This is a genomic window from Sorangiineae bacterium MSr11367 (assembly GCA_037157805.1).
GTDB classification, from domain to species: Bacteria; Myxococcota_A; Polyangia; order Polyangiales; family Polyangiaceae; genus Pendulispora; species Pendulispora rubella.
Genome location: CP089983.1, coordinates 8,082,553 through 8,098,494, shown reverse-complemented (window position 1 = coordinate 8,098,494; position 15,942 = coordinate 8,082,553). Strand labels below are relative to the sequence as shown.

Sequence of the window (15,942 nt, the reverse complement as noted above, 5' to 3'; positions counted from 1 at the left end):
GACGCCGGGAACCTTGGGCTCGAGCGAAGTCGTGGCCGGCGCGATTAGCGAACCATCCAAGAGGAAAGCAGGGCGTGCGCCATGCGAAGGTCACGGGTCCCGTGACCTTCCGTGAACGTCGCCAGAACGGGGGCCAGAAGCGCATTCGCTTCGGCCGTCTTCCCTTGGCTGGCAAGCAAGCGACCATAGCTGCAAGCAAGTCGTAGCTCCCAACTCCTGGCATGCTGGCCGCGCGCTCGTTCGAGGCCGCGCTCGAAGATGCGTGCTGCATGATCGGCATTCGATTCGTCCATGGCGAGCAGTATTTCCCCTTTCATTCGAAGAAGCTCCGCGTCGCAATAGTGTTCATCCGTCCGTTTCGAGATCTCCATCGCCTTATCGACCGAAAGCATCGCCTCCTCGAGTGCGCCCATCCCTAGCTGTCCCTGGGCAAGCACGGAAAGATAGCGCGTGAACGCGAGATTCGCGCCCATCGATGCTCGACGGGCCAAGGCTGCTTGGAGCTCGTCGACCCCCTGGAGCTCACCGCACTCGATTTGCGTGCACGCCCGAACGACACGGGCTGCTGTCGCGACGAAATGGAAGCCGTACTCCTCGCCCAGGCGCAATATTTCATCGACGATTGTACGCGCCTCGGAGTACTCCCCGCGTTCATTGTGCTGAATGGAGAGGAGGTGCAACCGTATCGTAAGATTGGCCGGATGATCGTACTTCCGCGCGATTCGTACCCCCTCTTGGCAATGGTGAATCGCTTGGTCAGGCTCGCCCAATAGCCACAATGCAAAACCAAGATGCTGGTGCAATATCGCGCCGACGTCGCCCCCCATCCGGACACGAATCGCTCCTCCCGCCTGCGACTCGTAGATCCGTATCCCCGCCTCCGCGTCGTTGCGAGACGCCGTGAGGTCGCCACCAAAGAGGTGCGTCGAAGTGGCCGCCGTGTAGGCGGCGAGGAGCATGCCCTGATGCGCAGCTTTTTTTGCCCGGACCATCAATTTGGCCGCCAAGTCGCGACCGGGGCGAAGTTCACCTCGAACGACGCTCAACCCCTGAAGGCTGAACAGCGCCGCGAACGATTGTTCCTCATCGTCATACCTCTCGGCAAGCTCACGAATCCGAAAAAGGGTTTCCCGAATACGGTTCGACTCGAGTCCATCCTCGGCGAAATACACACCCGCCAACTGGCCCTTTAGCAAAAGCTCGCGTCGATCGCGTGCCGAACTCGATGGCAGCAGATCCAGTTGTGTCATGGCACGAGCATAGTGGTTGAGAGCGTCGGCGTTCGCAGACCTCTGTCTGGCTTGTTTCGCCGCCTTCTCGAAGTACACGCAGGCCTCCTCGGGGCGCTTCGCTTCGGCGAAATGCCTCGCCGCGATTTCTGGGTTTTGCTCGGCAATGCGAGAGAATTGCGATACCAGCACTTCGGCGGCTCGCCGGTGCAGCTCCTGCCGCTCTTGGTTGACGAGGGATTGGTACGCGGCTTCTTGCACCAGGGCGTGCTTGAACCTGCAGGTCGCGCGCGATATGGGGCGAAAAATCCCTATCTCGACCAGCTGGAGAAGTCCGATGCGGAGTGATTCTTCGGATAGGGGCCACATGGCCCGAACCAGATCGTAGTTCATCTCGCGCCCCAGCACGGAGGCCACCCGCGCCAACTCCCTGCCGGGTTCGGGCAAGGTGTCCAGGCGTGCGCGCAAGAGCGCCTCGAGCGTCGCTGGCACCGCACTGGCCCATGATGAAGGCTCATTTCCGCCCTTTTCGAGCGCGTCCAACACACTGCACGTGAGTTCCTCGATGAAGAGTGGGACTCCGTCGGCGCGCTGTACGACTTGCTCCACGATCGCCGCGGGCAGATGGCGCCCCCGACCGGCAAAGCCGACCATGGCGGCGCTCTCGCTCGGCGAAAGCCGGCGTGGAGAGAGGTGATGCAGGAGCGAGGAACGCGCCCAGAGCGGCTGAAACTCCGGGCGCACGGTGACGAGCACCATGGCTCGCACGACCCCGAGACGTGCTAGCCCGCGCTCCAGCAACTCGAGCGTAATGGAGTCGGCCCAGTGCGCATCCTCGACGACGAGCAGCAAAGGTTCCTGCTCGGCCAGCCGCTCGAACGAGCCAATGAGTGCTTCCAGCATCTGGTGCTTGAGCAAATTGGCACTTCTCGACATTGGCGGAGCGTCCGCATCGTGCGGGGGAAGCCCCAGGAGGGCCGCTTTCTCCAGCGGAGAGGCACTCGGATCCAATCCCATCGAGTGCTCCAGTCCTTCGAGGATCGGTTGTAGTGGGCTGCTCTGGGAGTGCGGCCAACATTGGCAACGCACCAACCGGTGACCCTCCGTCGCCAAACCTTCGAGATGCTGCTCGAGCAGGCGTGACTTGCCGATTCCTGCCTCGCCGACGATGAATGCGAATTGGCCTTTGCCGTTACGGACCGAGTCCCAAAGGCGGCGCAGTTCATCGAGTTCCGACGCACGCCCTACCAGCGGAGTGACGTTGCCCGCTGAAATCGGGTTGAATCGGGTCCGATTCTCTTTCCGCCGCAACAATCGATACAAATGTCGTGGCGCCGTTCCATTCTCCGCGGCCACGTCGTCGAGCTGCGCGAGCTCGAAGGCGCCTTGCACGAGCATTTGCGTCGGCCCTTCCGTGAGAATCTCGTTCGGTTGGGCCTGGCGTTCGAGCGATTGCGCGACGTCCAGCGCCTCACCCTGCATCCTCGGAGGCGCAGCTTCCGGGGCCATTGGAAGCGGAATGCAAGGGCCTGTCGCTACCCCCACGCGGACGCCACGGGAGCGCTCTTCGTCATCGGGGCGAAATGCATCGACGATCAGCGACGCCGCCCGCAATGCGCGCTGGGCGCTGTCTTCGTGGGCTCGAGGATAGCCAAAGCACGCCATGACCTGTCTGCCCATGCAAAACAAGATCGTGCCCTCCAAGTCGTGCACAATCGTGGCACACGCTTCGAAAAATTCGCCCACCGAGTCGTCGACGGCCTCCGTCGAGGTTGCGTGCGAAAGGGAGCACGACATGGCGGTAATCTGACGGCGCTCGGCATTCGCCGAGAGCATGGGCATTCGTCGTCGCGGAAAGCTCGATGTCCCCACCGCCTCCGCGCTGCCGGATTGTCCGCGCAGGGCCTGCACGAGCAGCACCTCCAAGGCCACCAATGCGTCCAGCAAGTCGTCCGCGCTGCCGAATCTTGCCTCTTTCTCCTTCTCGAGCGCACGCGTTACGATGCGTTCGACCTCCTCGGGCAGCTCGGGCCGCGCCCCTCGAAGCGACGGCGAAGGATCCGACGAGAGCACCGTATTGCGCAATTCTGCGAGGTGATGGCCAGTGAACGGAGAAACGCCGGTGAGCAATTCGAAGAACATCACCCCTGCTGCCCAAATGTCCGTTCGGCCATCTTGAACCTGACCACTCCATTGTTCGGGCGACATGTACTGGGGTGTCCCAAGGAACTGCGCACCGGCGACATCGCTGCCCGCGGTCATTTGTGCCACGCCAAAGTCGAGCACCTTTGCCGTTCCGTCTCTCGTGATGAAGACGTTGCTCGGCTTCAAGTCGCGGTGCACGATTCCGGCCCGGTGTGCATGCGATAATCCCTTCGCGACGTCGATCATGATTCGGACCGCTCGCCGGACATCGACGACCGATTCATTCGTCTCGCGCGTACGGCCCATGATGGCATCGAGGGGATCCCCTTCCAGGTGCTCCATCACGAGAAAGGGGTGCCCGTCGTCCTGCCCGATGTCGAACATGCGCACGATGTTTTCGTGGTTCAAACGCGCGCACGCTTGCGCTTCGTGCTGAACACGCTCCACGGCCTCCGCCGTGTTCAGGTCTTTGCGCGTGAGAAACTTGATTGCCACTTTTCGATCGAGAACGGTGTCCTGCGCGAGAAACACGATCCCCATACCTCCCGTGCCCAAGGGCTCGATCAGCTCGAATCGGGTTTGGGTCATTCCGCCAAGCCTTTTTCCGGACTTCAGGCCGGTGCCAAGCGCTTTCGCGGGGTCGAGCGCGTCGCTACGCGGACGGTCCGATGCGCTACGAGCACGGTCCGTCAGCGTTCCCACGGCGCTCTCCGGCGCGGCGGGCCTACCTAGGTTCTTTTTCGTCCTCATCGGTGTGCGTAGAATGCCACGATGCATTCACGATGCCCGCGCGGACGACACCTATTCGTCCCGGCGACGATGCTCGCGGAACATCGTGAGCGAACACGCCTGTATGTCGCCTTCGATTCTCAGTTTGCGAGTGGTTCGAAGTAGTGGCCAGCGTCCAGGTCTTCGAGGAGCCCGGGGTGCGTAGGATTCCAGTCGAGGAGCTCGCGGGTCAACGCATTGGAGGCGGGGCTATCCATGCCGAGAAGCGGCGCGAACCAGCCGAAATGCTCGCCCGCGTTTTCGGGGCCGATGGGCGCAACCGGAAGATTCAAATGCCGGCCGATCACCTCGGCGATGGCGCGGACGCGGACACCCTCGTCCGCGGCGCCATGCAGGAAGGAGCCGGCCGGAGCCTTCTCCAGCCCCAGGCGAAAGAGGCGCCCCGCATCGAGCCGGTGCACACCTGGCCAGCGGGCGGTCCCTTCACCCACGTAGCCGGCGACGCCCTTCGTGCGCGCAATGTCGATCAGCATCGCCAGAAATCCGCGATCGTTTGGCCCGTGCACCGACGGCGCCAGGCGCACGATGGACGATCGCACGCCGCGCGAAGCGAAGGAGAGCGCCGCACGCACGCCGGCCTGCCGCGGGGACACGAAGGAGTCCGGGCCATGTTCGTCGCGCTCCGTGGCCACGCGCCCCGGCGCGATGCCGAGCAAGCCGCCGGCGACGACCAGCGGTTTACCTGATCCCTCGAGTGCACCGCCGAGGGCTTCGATTGCACGATGGTCGGTGCGCGCCGAAGCCTCGAACTGGGAGAAGTCATGGATGAACGCCAGATGGATGACCCCATCCGATGCGGCCGCGCCCGCACGCAGGCTATCGAGGTCCTCCAGATCGCCGCGAAGCACCTCCGCCCCGGCGGCGCGCAGGGCTGCGGCCGATGCCTCGGAGCGGGCGAGCCCCACCACATGATGACCCGCAGAAATGAGCTCGGGGACCACCGCCGAGCCGATGAAACCGGACGCACCGGTAACGAATACGCGCATGGAAATCCTCCTGGTTCACGACTTATGTCAGTGACTGCCATCACAGTTAGCACTGATGTCAGTGACTGCAATCGTGTACGATGGATTTCGTGAGCCGATGGGAACCCAATGCCCGCGAGCGGCTTCAGCAGGCCGCGATGGAGCTCTACTCCGAGCGTGGGTTCGACCAAACGACGGTTGCGGACATTGCCGCACGGGCGGGACTCACCGAGCGAACGTTCTTTCGCTACTTCCCCGACAAGCGCGAGGTCCTCTTCTGGGGCTCCGGCAAACTGGAAGAACTCCTCGTGGACGGCGTCACCCGCGCGCCCGATTCGACGGGGCCGATGGATGCGGTCACCGCGGCCCTCGAAGCCGTTGCGCCGATCTTCGAGGAGCGGCGTGACCTCGTGCGCCAGCGCCACACGCTCATCGTGGGCCACACCGAGCTCCAGGAGCGCGAGCTCATCAAGCTCGCGTCCCTCGGCTCGGCCATCACCAAGGCACTCCACCGTCGCGGTGTCCCGGAGCCGGTCGCAAGGCTAACCGCAGAGACGGGGGTCGCCGTCCTCAGGGTCGCGTTCGAAGGTTGGGTCCAGAACCCGAAGCCATCGGCGTTCGTTCAGCACGTGCGCGAGGCGCGCGAGTCACTCAGGGCCATCGCCGCGGGCCGGAAACCTACCCGCGACTAACGCAAAAGTCGATTGAACGTGGCAGATCGACAATTGCCTCGCAGTCGAGCAGCGGCAGCGGGACAACCCCGGCGGGGCCGGCGCCTTCGTCCGTCTTCAAGGAGAGGATCGCCAGGCGGAGTGGCGATCCTGGCGTTCAGCCCCGACACGTCGCGCCGGTTCCGCCGGTTTCCTCTCGCTGCCGCGGTCCCAGCACCAGGCAGGTTCGAGCCTGACACATTCAATCGACCGTTGCCTTAAAGATCGAAGCGCGACACCACGCGGCCGTTGCGCGGTTGGATCGGTCGGTTCGTATGGCCATGGAGGGCGCCGTAGAGGTTCTCCCATTGCGTGCGGCCAAAGAAGCGCGGGGACGTGAACACGAACCAGGTGATCCCCTCGGTGCACGCGGGCGTGGTGAGCGAGCCGCCGTAGGTCAGGTACGACTGGGCGTGCGGCGTGTGATCGCCGTTCACGATGCGCATCAGATCGATGGGCGCGGTGGGCGACGTCTCCTGGTTTGGATCGGTGGGCGGATGGTCGCAGAAGCTCGCCAGTGCGTCGTTGTTGTGCTCATGGATGGAAAAGAAGAAGGCCACCACGGCGCGTTCGCCCTGCTCATTCTGATGCACGAGGTGCATTTCGGCGTCGTAATGCCGGCCGTCCAGGGTGTGCTCGCTGGGAACGTGAAAATGGAACTGCACGAGTTTGTAATGCCCGTGCGGCGTCGTCAGCCCCTCGGCCAACGAGGTGGACCCGAGGACCGTGTGGCCATCGTTCACCAGATGGATGGGCGACGGCGGATCTTCGAATTGCAGTGCCGTCAGCCCCGGATGGGGGACGTGCTCGCGGTGAAAGAGCGCAATGGGCGACTGATGCGTGCCGCTTTTGCAGGCTCCAAATTCGGGGGCAAGATCGCCCCAATGGGCCGGGCCGGTGGCGCCGTCGTAGGACCAGGGGATCTCCGCCGTCGCAGACGTAAGCGACGCCGTGGAGGTGGTGGGCGCCGGTTCATTCTCGTGCGTGGCGGCTGTCTCGACACAGGCCGCGCTGGTAAGGGCGAGCGCGATGAGGGGAAGCTTCGAGAAGACGGAGGTCATATCCTCCGTAGATAGGTTTGAGCCTGCATCGAGGCCGCCCGTTCGATGTTTCCGAACGAGAGTTAAGGTTCACTTTGCGCTGCGCAAAACGTAGCGCTGCATGAAGAACGAAACCGCGAGTAGGGCAAACGCTAGCCCCACGAACGAAGCCACGCGGTAGAGCGAACCAAGCGCCCAAAGATCGTGCAATGTGACCTTGGCGGCCGTGAGGCTGGAAACGACCAGCGATCCAATGCGCAACGCCCGCGAGTCGCGCGCGATGCCCACGCCGAGCAGGCCGAGCGCAAAGAGTCCCCAACCGAGCGAATAGGTCATGTCTTGGCGGAAGCCGCCTTGCGAGAGGTGAAAGGACAGCTGCGTGCCGGTGGAGTAGAAATCCGCAATTTCCACATTGAGCAGGACGAAGAGAAGCGCGATGCCCGCGCCGGCGTACACCGTGGGGAGCTTCAGCGCGCGCGCCCTATCGGATGCGCGGAGCCATCGCGGCGCGAGCAGAATGGCCAAAGCCGGTAGGCCGAAGGTGTAAAGCTCCCAATTGAGAATTGGGGTCCCGCTGCGCGGGTGGTAATCCCAGACGAGCGGATTGGCGAGGAGCCGCACCACCACGGCGGTGGCCAAGAGCGCCGATGCCGCGAGCAGGCCCACGTGCCGCTGCCTCGTGTGCCACCAGGCGAGCGCGAGTGCTTCGAAGGCCCACGCCGCCGTGAGCCATTCATTGTCGAACCAAATGGGGATGGCTGCCGTCACGAAGAGCAACGCAATACCGCCGAGTCCGGATACGAGCGCGAGGACGGCACACGCGAGGGCCGCCGCGCCGAGCGGACCATCGCCCCATGCGCCGTGGAGAAGGCCGTAGAAAATGGGAAAGTGAAGAATGAGGGCGACGCCGGCGGAGAGCCTGGCCAGCCGGTCGCGCGGGGCCGTGCGGATCGCGAAGGGGAGTGCCCAACACGCCAGCATCGATACGACGATGAGGGGCCAGTGGCCGCGGGCGACCTCGCGCGACTCGACGCCAAAGAGCAGGAGCAACGTGCCGACGGCGAGCGCTTGCGCACCGAGCAAGCCCGCGCCCCAACCGAGGACCACGCCCATGGCCCCGAGCCCCGCGGCGTGCGCAAAGGAAAAAAGCGCGATTTCGGTGATGGGCGCGGGGCCTCCGGCGTGCATCTCGACGGAGAGCACGCGGACGACGATGAGCATGGATCCTGCGAGTGCGATGCAGGCCGAGAGCCGGAGGGAGGGGGCGTCGGCTTTGCTGCGCCGGAGGAACCACGCACCGGTCTTGAGCAGCGGAAGGAGCGCGAAGGCCGCCAGCACGGGCACGCGTTGGGACGGAAAAAGGTCGTCCGATGCGCGCACGGCGAGGATGAACGCCGTCAGGCCCGAGGCGATGGGAAGCAGCGGCGCGAACGAGGTGCGCGCCCCGGTGAACCACGCGCCGGCCTCGAGGATCGCGAGGTAGCCCACGAGCAAGAACGGCGACGCGCGCAGGACGTTCGTGCCGCTGAGGATGAGCACGAGGACGAATGGGATGCCCGAGGCAAGAACCGCGGTGGCGCGCACGAGGTTGCGCGACATGCCCTCTTCGGTATCGCGCCATCGCGGAAGGGCAAAGATGGAGGCCAGGATCGCCGCGGCCAGCAAGGCATACGGAACGCGCGCGGCATCGAGAAACTGGTACGCCCATGCGCCGTAAACGGCCGTGGTCGAGCCCAGTCCGAGCAAGGCGAGGCCAGGCCACTGCCGCCGCACGGCCACGGCCAGAATGCCTGCATCGAGCAGGGCCACGTACACGAACAGCGCGACGGGCCGATCGTCGCCGCTGGACAGGAGAAACGGCGTCATGAAGCCGCCGAGCAGGCCCAAAATGGCCAGCATGGGCGCATCTTTGCGAACGGCGATGAGCCCCGCCACCACGGTGACCAAGGCCATTCCGGCGAAGGTGATGCTCACCGGGAGCAAGTCATAAAGGGTGCGCGCGGCGTAGAGCGAGGCGTACGAGATGGCGACGCCGGAGCCCGAAATGGCCTGCCCGGCGCGGTCGGCCTTCGAGCGTAGGTAGTCGCCGCCGAAGAGGGCGAGGGCGCCCACGATCCCGCCGAGCGCCACGCGAAGCGGTGGCGCGATCAGGTTCTCCTGAATGGAATATCGAAGAAAGAAGGCGAGCCCGACGAAGAGGGCCATGCCACCGAGCCATGCGAAAAGGCGTACGCCGATGAGGCCTTCCCAATCGACGACCTTCTCCTTCTTCTCTTTCGTTTCCAGCGCGACGTCATCGCGCGCGGGCGGGGCGGCCGCGTTCGCCGCTTCCTCCAGCGGAAGCTCCACGCGGGGCGCGGTGAGCCGTTGAACGGTGGCTTCCAATCGATGCACCTGCGCGAGCGCGCGGGATGCGACCGACAGCGCCACGATGGCCACCGCGCCCACGACGAGCAGCCCGAAGCCCAAGAGTCCGACGAAGACGTCCATTTCGCACCCAGCGCGACCACTTCGAGTGTACGCCTGGGCGAAACCCTTTCCAGTGTGAAGCTTTTGCAACGCCGCGCCGTGGTATGACCAACGCGATGGATAGCCTCGATAGTCTTCTCATCGTACGCGTTTGGGCCGCCGCGGCATGGGCCGACGGTCATTTGGACCCTGCCGAAGCGGCCGCGATTCGCCGCCTGATCGAGGCCAGCACCGAGTTGAATGCCGCACGACGGCGCGAGGCCATGGCATGCCTTCGCGCTGCGCCCTCGTTGGATCTCACGGAGGTGAAACGCCTGCGCAGCGATTGGCGCGAGGGCATCTACCGTGCCGCCCGCACCATTTCGCGTCTCGATGGGAAGGTCACCGGCGACGAGGTGTCCTTCCTCGCACGCTTGCGCGCCGTGCTCGATCTGGACGAGGCCATCCTGAAGCGCATCGAATCGGAGTCGGCCTAGCCATTTCGATTGAACAAAGAGTCAACCGCCAAGACGCCAAGGTCGCCAAGATAGGTGGAATTGAGCTGCATGCTCATTTACGAATTCCAACCCTTGGCGTTCTCGGCGTCTTGGCGGTTCAAACTACAGGGAGCTCTTAGAAGCCCGCGGTGATGCGGGTGAAGTCCCAGTCGCCTTGCGCGATGCCGCTGCAGTTGGAGACGACGCCGCCACCGGCGCAACCGCGATCGCGGTTCACGGACCAGAAGGCGAGGCGACCCAGCGCGTGGCTCTTGGCCCAGTCGCGGATTTGGGTCCACGTTTGGACAGTGGTCATCTCCTGCTGATCGGAGAGCCCGTTCATGCCGGAGATGCCCATGTGCGCGTAGGCCGTCGCATCGGAATAGCCGAAGGTGGCCTTCAGCTTGTTCTTGAGGCCTTCCGAGGCGCCCACGGTGTCGTTGTAGATGTTCGAGCTGCCGAAGTCGAACGGCATGAGCGTGAAGATGTCGATGTTCGCTCCGCGCGCCGCGGCCTGCTCGATGAGGCGATTGCCGTAGTAGTTCGGACCCGTGGTGCTCGTGCCGAAGGTGACGATGGTCTGGATGCCCGGGTTGTTCTGTTTGACGATCTTGAGCGCGTCCAGAATGCGATCTTGCACCGTGGTGTTCTCGAACTCGTCGGTGTTCTCGATGTCGATGTCGATCGCCGTGAGGCCATAGGCATTGATCACCTGCTGGTAGGCACCGGCCAGTGCCTGCGCGGTCGAGCAATTCGGGCCAAGCTTGTTGCCGCTCCATCCGCCGAACGACGGAACGACGTTGCCGCCCGCGGCCTTGATCTGCGAGATGACGCTGGCGTCGACGCCGCCCGCGAGCGGACGCGTTCCATCCCATGCCGGGTTGCAGCCGCCCGACGAGAGCACGAACGCCATGGTGAACCACTTGACGCCGGTGGCATTCATCACCGTGCTCACGGCCGGCGGATCGCCCCAGCCGAGGTACAAGTACGGCGCGCCGCGGCCGCCGGTGGGGGTGGTGCAGCCGGTGGTCGTGCCCGTCGCCGAGCTGCTCTTGCTCGACTCGCCCAAGCTGTTGTACGCCGCCACCGTGTACGTGTGCGTTTCACAGGAGCCGAGGCCCGAAATCGTCGCGGACGTGCCGGTGACGGTGGCCTTCACGGTGCTGCCTTCGTACACGCGGTAGCCGGTCACGGTGCCGCTCGAAGCGCCCCATGAAAGGGCGATGGACGAATTCGTCGTGCTGCCCACGCTGGGCGCGCCCGGCGTTCCCGGGGCACCCGGCTGCGAGGGGCCGCCGTCGCACGTATCGCCATTGAGGCGGCAATTCGCCGGTGCCGTGTACCCGCCTGAATAGGCAACATTGAATCCGAAGCTGGCGGATCCGCCCACCCCGACGCTGCCGTTCCAGGTGTTCTTCACCGTAACGTGTTGCCCACTCGCCGTGTAAGAGCCATCCCACAGGGAGCTGATTCGGTGTCCAGCCGGAAGGTCGAACTCCACCGTCCACGCGCTGATGGCGGCGCTGCTGTTGTTGTTGATGGTGTACTTGCCCTCGTAGCCCGTCCCCCAGTCTTGGCCTTTGGTGAAGGTCGCCGTGAGCCCGGCCACCAGCATGCTCGATGTACTGGCAGGCGCACGGCTCCCGACCGCCAGCGTGGCGACGGCCACGATCAATGCGAAAAAGTGCAATCGGATCTTGGTCATGATCTCCCCTCACGGGCAAAGCAACGCCGATGGCGTCGTCGAAACGTCGCGCTTCACGCAAGGAGCATTCCGCGGTTTTTGTGCGCGAATCCGCGCTCCTTATCCCCATGAATGATCACCCCGATCATGGTGGACCTGATCGCGTGAGCATGATCGGCGCGATCACGGATCCACGTCGCCAAACCGCGGATGACGGACTAGGCTCGCGCGCCCATGACCAGCATGAGTCGATGGACGTCGCTCCTCATCGCAGTTCCTGGGCTGTTCTTCGCGTGGAGTCTTCCCGCGCACGCAGGCACGCCGCCCATTGGCTCCGCCGACACGGCGACGGCCGACCCGCCGGTGGCCCGGCCCCGCACCACGCCGTGCGTCGTGCCGCTTTTTGCCAATGTAACCTTTGCCAACTTCGACCCGAAGCCGTTTTCCTACGTGCCGCCCTCGGGCCAGCCGGGAGGGGGCCAGCCGGGAGGGGGCCAGCCGGGGTGCACCGGGCCGTGGGCCAAAATCGTTCTCGAATCGGATTGGCAAGTAACGGCGGGTCGACAATTCGATCGCACGGCCAATATGTGGATTGGCGGGGCCAATGTCTATTTCGGTACGACGTCCGAGCCTTCGCGCAACGTGAGCCGCACCTGGCATGTCGAGCGCGATCTCACGGATTACCGAGCGCTGCTCTCGTCTGCGCAATCCGGGCAAACGGTGCTGGGCAACGTGGTCAATGATACGTACACGGGAATCATCACCGGCAGCGCGCGGATTCTCTTTTATCCGGTGGAACCGCGCGAGCGTGCGCCGGAGACGCCCGATGTGGTCCTGCCGTTGTCGGACAGCGCCGTCGGCGGCGTGGTGAACCTCGCCAATGGAACGAGCCGGCTCGCGCGCACCTTCACCTTGCCGACCAACGTCGAGCGCGCGTACCTCGATGTGATTGCGCAGAGTCAATCGCACGATGAATTTTGGTACACATGCGTCCCCGACGACGTGACCGGTCCGTTGCAATCGTGCGGGGGAGGCGCCTTCCGCGAGACCCTCGTCACCATCGACGGCAAGCCTGCGGGGGTCGCGCCCGTCTATCCATGGCTTTACACGGGCGCCATCGACCCCTACCTATGGCGGCCCATCGTCGGCGTGGAGACCTTGAATTTCACGCCCTATCGCGTCGACCTCACGCCGTTTGCCGGTGTGTTGAGCGATGGCCGGCCCCACGAGGTATCCATCGGCGTCTTCGGGGCGAACGACTACTTTTCGACCACGGGCACCTTGTTCCTCCATTTGGATCACGGCGCGAAGCGCACCAAGGGGCAGGTCCTCGTCAACACGTTGGCCGCCGATCCCTCGCCGGTGACCACGAAGAACGTGCAGACGGCGTCCGACGGAACGGTCACCGGGACGGTCCACGTCGAGGCTTCGCGCCGCTTCACCCTCGCGGGGTGGGTGGACACGTCGCACGGGCGGGTGCACACCGAGATCGTGCAAACCGTGGATTTCTCGAATGCGCAGCGCTTCGAGATCTCCTCGTCGAAGTATGCGCAGAACATCGTGCAGAAGACGAAGATCACGGCGCTCACGAATACGCACGGGCGCGGCGGGGCGACGCAGACCTGGTCGGGCGCGGAGTGGCCGCTCGATCTCGACTATGTCTCGACGACCCACGCCGATGGAACGAGCGATCAGCGCACCACCGTCGATCAGCGATCGAGCCTTGGCGAGATGGTGACGGAAAATGGCGTGCTGCGCCGGCCGCACATGCGCACGAACGCCGTCTTTACGACCAACACGCTGCTGTTCGACGCGGCGGGCAAGGCCATCGGTCCGAAAGGGCAGAAGAGCTCGCAAAGCTACTTCGAGCGCGATTTGCTGGGCGCGTGCTACAGCCGCGCGCTCGAAAGCGCGGACGGGCTTCTCACCAAGGTCACCGATGGGCGAGGATGCCGGTGATGCAACCGACGATCACGGCCTCCGAGCTGGCGCGCGCGTTTCGAGCGGGGACGACGAACCCCGTGGAGGCGCTGGAGCATTACCTGGAGAAAGCGCAGGCCACGGAGCACGTGTTCGTTGCCCTGACGGCGGAGCGGGCGCGGGCGGAGGCGGCGGCGTCCGCGGAGCGATGGCGGAAGGGAACGCCCCGAAGCGCGCTCGATGGCGTGCCGGTGGCGTGGAAGGATCTGTTCGACGTTCGCGGGACGGTGACCACGGCGGGGGCGGCCGTGTTCACCGCGCACGCGCCGGCGGACCGCGATGCAAAGCTCGTGGAGCTGGCCGATCGCGCGGGGCTGGTCTGCCTCGGGAAAACGAACTTGGTCGAGTTTGCGTACTCGGGACTCGGGCTCAATCCGCACTTCGGCACACCGCGCAATCCGCACGATGCGAAGGTCGCGCGTGTGCCCGGCGGCTCGTCCTCGGGCTCGGCGGTGGCCGTCGCCGTGGGCGCGGCGCCCGTGGCCATCGGCACGGATACGGCAGGCTCGATCCGCGTGCCGGCGGCGTTCAACGGCCTGGTGGGGTTCAAGTCTTCGAGCCGGCGTTATGCGCAAGATGGCGTCTTTCCGCTTTCGCGCACGCTCGATTCCCTCGGCCCGCTGGCGCGCAGCGTGGAGGATTGCATCGCGCTGGATGCGATCTTTTCGGGCCGCACCGCTCCGGACCTCGCCTCCGTGGATCTCGCCCAGCAGCGTTTCGTCGTGGACGAAGGTGTGCTGCACGATGCGCGTGTCGAGCCTGCCGTGCGCGCGAACCTCGAGGCGGCGGTCTCCGATCTTCGAGCCCACGGCGTGCGGGTCGAGGCTCGGCGGGTGGAGGCGCTGCACGAGGTGCTCGGCCTCATCGAGCGCATCGGTTGGCTGGCAGCGCCCGAGGCGCTGGTCGTTCACGAGGCCTTGATGGCCTCGCCCGATGCCGAGCGGCTCGATCCGCGGGTTCGCAAAAGGTTGGAACTTGCACGCAATTTCCCCGCGTCGGACTACGTCAAGCTGCTCTGGGCGCGCGAACGGCTCGTCGAACGGGTGCGGCACGACCTCGATGGTGCGGTCGTCGTCTTGCCGACCGTGGCGCACGTCGCGCCGGAATTGGCTCCGTTGGAGCGCGACATGGACCTCTTCTTCAAAGCGAACTTCGCCACGTTGCGACTCACCATGGTGGGAAGTTTTCTCGACATGCCCGGCGTCGCCCTTCCCACGGGACTCGATGCCGCCGGGCTCCCGACGAGCTTTCTTCTCTCGGTTCCGAGCGGCGACGACGAGCGCATCCTCTCGACCGCGCTCGCGGTCGAGGCTTTGCGCAAGGGGTAGTCAGGCCGCGGTTCGAGGCGCAAGATACTCGGCGCGATGTTGGCCGTGGGCTCGCTCTTTCTTGGAAAATACCGTGTCGAAAGACTGATCGGTATGGGGGGCATGGGCGCGGTGTACGCCGCGAAGGACATCGATCTGTCCCGAAAGGTGGCGATCAAGGTGCTCCTCCCGGAAATCGCCAACGTGCCGCAGGCGGCGACGCGCTTCGTGAACGAAGGGCGCGCCGCCGCCCGTGTGGAGGGGGAGCACGTGGCGCGCGTCTATGCGGCGGGCCACACGCCGGAAGGGCTCCCCTACATGATCCTCGAGCTGCTCGAGGGGATGGATCTCGGTGAGCTGCTGCAACGTCGAGGGCGTCTTCCCGTCGGCGAGGCGGTGGACATCCTGCTGCAGGCACTCCAGGGCGTTGCCGAAGCGCACCGCCAAGGAATCGTGCACCGCGATCTCAAGCCGGCGAACCTCTTTTTGCATCGCCGGGCCGATGGCACGGAGATCGTCAAGGTGCTCGATTTCGGCGTGTCGAAGGCGCACGGCGTTCAGGGGCTCACCACCACGGAGATGATGATCGGTTCACCGGATTACATGTCGCCGGAACAAGTGACCCATGCGAAGAGTGTCGACTACCGCACGGACATTTGGTCGCTCGGCGTCATTCTCTACGAGATGCTCACGGGCGTTGCGCCGTTCGTCGACAACTCCCTGAGCGGCACGATCATGGCGGTGTTGCACCGGACACCGCAACCCGTGCGCCAATTGCGACCCGACGTTCCCGTGGGGCTGGAGGCGGTGCTCGCGCGGTGCCTCGAGCGCGATCTCTCACGCCGCGTCGGGGATGCCATCACCTTGGCGCAATGGCTTTCGTCCTTTTCGTCGTTCGCATCGGGCGCCATGCCCCCCACGGTCCGAGAGCCTGCGCCGTACTCGGCGGAGATGAAGACCGAAGTGTGGACTCCGCCGGATTTCGCACCGGCACCGGCTCCGGCACCCGCGCCGGCACCGGTACGGACTCCCGCAAAGCCGAAACTGGCTTTTCGCGCGCAGCTGCCGTTCGTGGTGATGATCCTGCTCTCGCTCATGGTGCTCGCCCTCGCGGGCTTTCGCTTCCTCCGGCACCATTTGAACTGAGG

The 15,942-nt window shown here is 64.9% G+C and carries 10 protein-coding genes; 5 read left to right on the top strand and 5 right to left on the bottom strand.

Going from position 1 to position 15,942, the window contains the following annotated elements; translation table 11 throughout:
* Positions 1-44 precede the first annotated feature (44 nt).
* Complete coding sequence (locus tag LVJ94_31515) at positions 45-3,962, bottom strand: protein kinase (GenBank protein WXB01434.1); 3,918 nt, start codon at positions 3,960-3,962, stop codon at positions 45-47.
* A gap of 281 nt (positions 3,963-4,243) precedes the next feature.
* Positions 4,244-5,149, bottom strand: coding sequence for an SDR family oxidoreductase (locus tag LVJ94_31510; protein ID WXB01433.1), 906 nt, complete (start codon positions 5,147-5,149; stop codon positions 4,244-4,246).
* 80 nt (positions 5,150-5,229) lie between these two features.
* On the opposite strand from LVJ94_31510, the gene LVJ94_31505 reads away from it, so the two are divergent.
* On the top strand, positions 5,230-5,820 hold the full coding sequence (locus tag LVJ94_31505) for a TetR family transcriptional regulator (protein ID WXB01432.1): 591 nt from the start codon (positions 5,230-5,232) through the stop codon (positions 5,818-5,820).
* 236 nt (positions 5,821-6,056) lie between these two features.
* On the opposite strand, the gene LVJ94_31500 is transcribed toward LVJ94_31505, so the two are convergent.
* Both LVJ94_31500 and LVJ94_31495 read right to left on the bottom strand, forming a co-directional pair.
* Positions 6,057-6,899, bottom strand: coding sequence for a carbonic anhydrase family protein (locus LVJ94_31500; GenBank protein ID WXB01431.1), 843 nt, complete (start codon positions 6,897-6,899; stop codon positions 6,057-6,059).
* Positions 6,900-6,968: 69 nt separating this feature from the next.
* Positions 6,969-9,368: a DUF2339 domain-containing protein gene (locus LVJ94_31495; protein ID WXB01430.1), complete on the bottom strand. Its 2,400-nt coding sequence runs from the start codon at positions 9,366-9,368 to the stop codon at positions 6,969-6,971.
* A gap of 95 nt (positions 9,369-9,463) precedes the next feature.
* Here LVJ94_31495 and LVJ94_31490 point away from each other — a divergent pair, with 95 nt between their 5' ends.
* On the top strand, positions 9,464-9,823 hold the full coding sequence (locus LVJ94_31490) for a hypothetical protein (GenBank protein WXB01429.1): 360 nt from the start codon (positions 9,464-9,466) through the stop codon (positions 9,821-9,823).
* Between the two features lie 136 nt (positions 9,824-9,959).
* On the opposite strand, the gene LVJ94_31485 is transcribed toward LVJ94_31490, so the two are convergent.
* Positions 9,960-11,528, bottom strand: coding sequence for a cellulose binding domain-containing protein (locus LVJ94_31485; protein ID WXB01428.1), 1,569 nt, complete (start codon positions 11,526-11,528; stop codon positions 9,960-9,962).
* Between the two features lie 222 nt (positions 11,529-11,750).
* Between LVJ94_31485 and LVJ94_31480 the strand changes: the two genes are divergently transcribed.
* The 3 genes from LVJ94_31480 to LVJ94_31470 are packed head-to-tail and all read left to right on the top strand — an operon-like array spanning position 11,751 to position 15,940.
* The gene (locus LVJ94_31480; protein ID WXB01427.1) at positions 11,751-13,466 is read left to right on the top strand and encodes a hypothetical protein; all 1,716 of its coding nucleotides are present in this window, start codon (positions 11,751-11,753) and stop codon (positions 13,464-13,466) included.
* Complete coding sequence (locus LVJ94_31475; protein WXB01426.1) at positions 13,466-14,815, top strand: amidase; 1,350 nt, start codon at positions 13,466-13,468, stop codon at positions 14,813-14,815. Before LVJ94_31480 ends, LVJ94_31475 begins: the two co-directional genes overlap by 1 nt.
* A 36-nt stretch (positions 14,816-14,851) precedes the next feature.
* Entirely contained in the window at positions 14,852-15,940 is a 1,089-nt protein-coding gene (locus LVJ94_31470) for a serine/threonine protein kinase (protein WXB01425.1), read from the top strand.
* Positions 15,941-15,942: the final 2 nt, after the last annotated feature.

Excerpts from the sequence above, each read along its gene's own strand:
- LVJ94_31475 (WXB01426.1), top strand. The coding sequence starts at position 13,466 with ATGCAACCGACGATCACGGCCTCCGAGCTGGCGCGCGCGTTTCGAGCG.
- LVJ94_31495 (WXB01430.1), bottom strand. The coding sequence starts at position 9,368 with ATGGACGTCTTCGTCGGACTCTTGGGCTTCGGGCTGCTCGTCGTGGGC.
- LVJ94_31515 (WXB01434.1), bottom strand. The coding sequence starts at position 3,962 with ATGACCCAAACCCGATTCGAGCTGATCGAGCCCTTGGGCACGGGAGGT.
- LVJ94_31485 (WXB01428.1), bottom strand. The coding sequence starts at position 11,528 with ATGACCAAGATCCGATTGCACTTTTTCGCATTGATCGTGGCCGTCGCC.
- LVJ94_31500 (WXB01431.1), bottom strand. The coding sequence starts at position 6,899 with ATGACCTCCGTCTTCTCGAAGCTTCCCCTCATCGCGCTCGCCCTTACC.
- LVJ94_31480 (WXB01427.1), top strand. The coding sequence starts at position 11,751 with ATGAGTCGATGGACGTCGCTCCTCATCGCAGTTCCTGGGCTGTTCTTC.
- LVJ94_31490 (WXB01429.1), top strand. The coding sequence starts at position 9,464 with ATGGATAGCCTCGATAGTCTTCTCATCGTACGCGTTTGGGCCGCCGCG.
- LVJ94_31505 (WXB01432.1), top strand. The coding sequence starts at position 5,230 with ATGGATTTCGTGAGCCGATGGGAACCCAATGCCCGCGAGCGGCTTCAG.
- LVJ94_31470 (WXB01425.1), top strand. The coding sequence starts at position 14,852 with ATGTTGGCCGTGGGCTCGCTCTTTCTTGGAAAATACCGTGTCGAAAGA.
- LVJ94_31510 (WXB01433.1), bottom strand. The coding sequence starts at position 5,149 with ATGCGCGTATTCGTTACCGGTGCGTCCGGTTTCATCGGCTCGGCGGTG.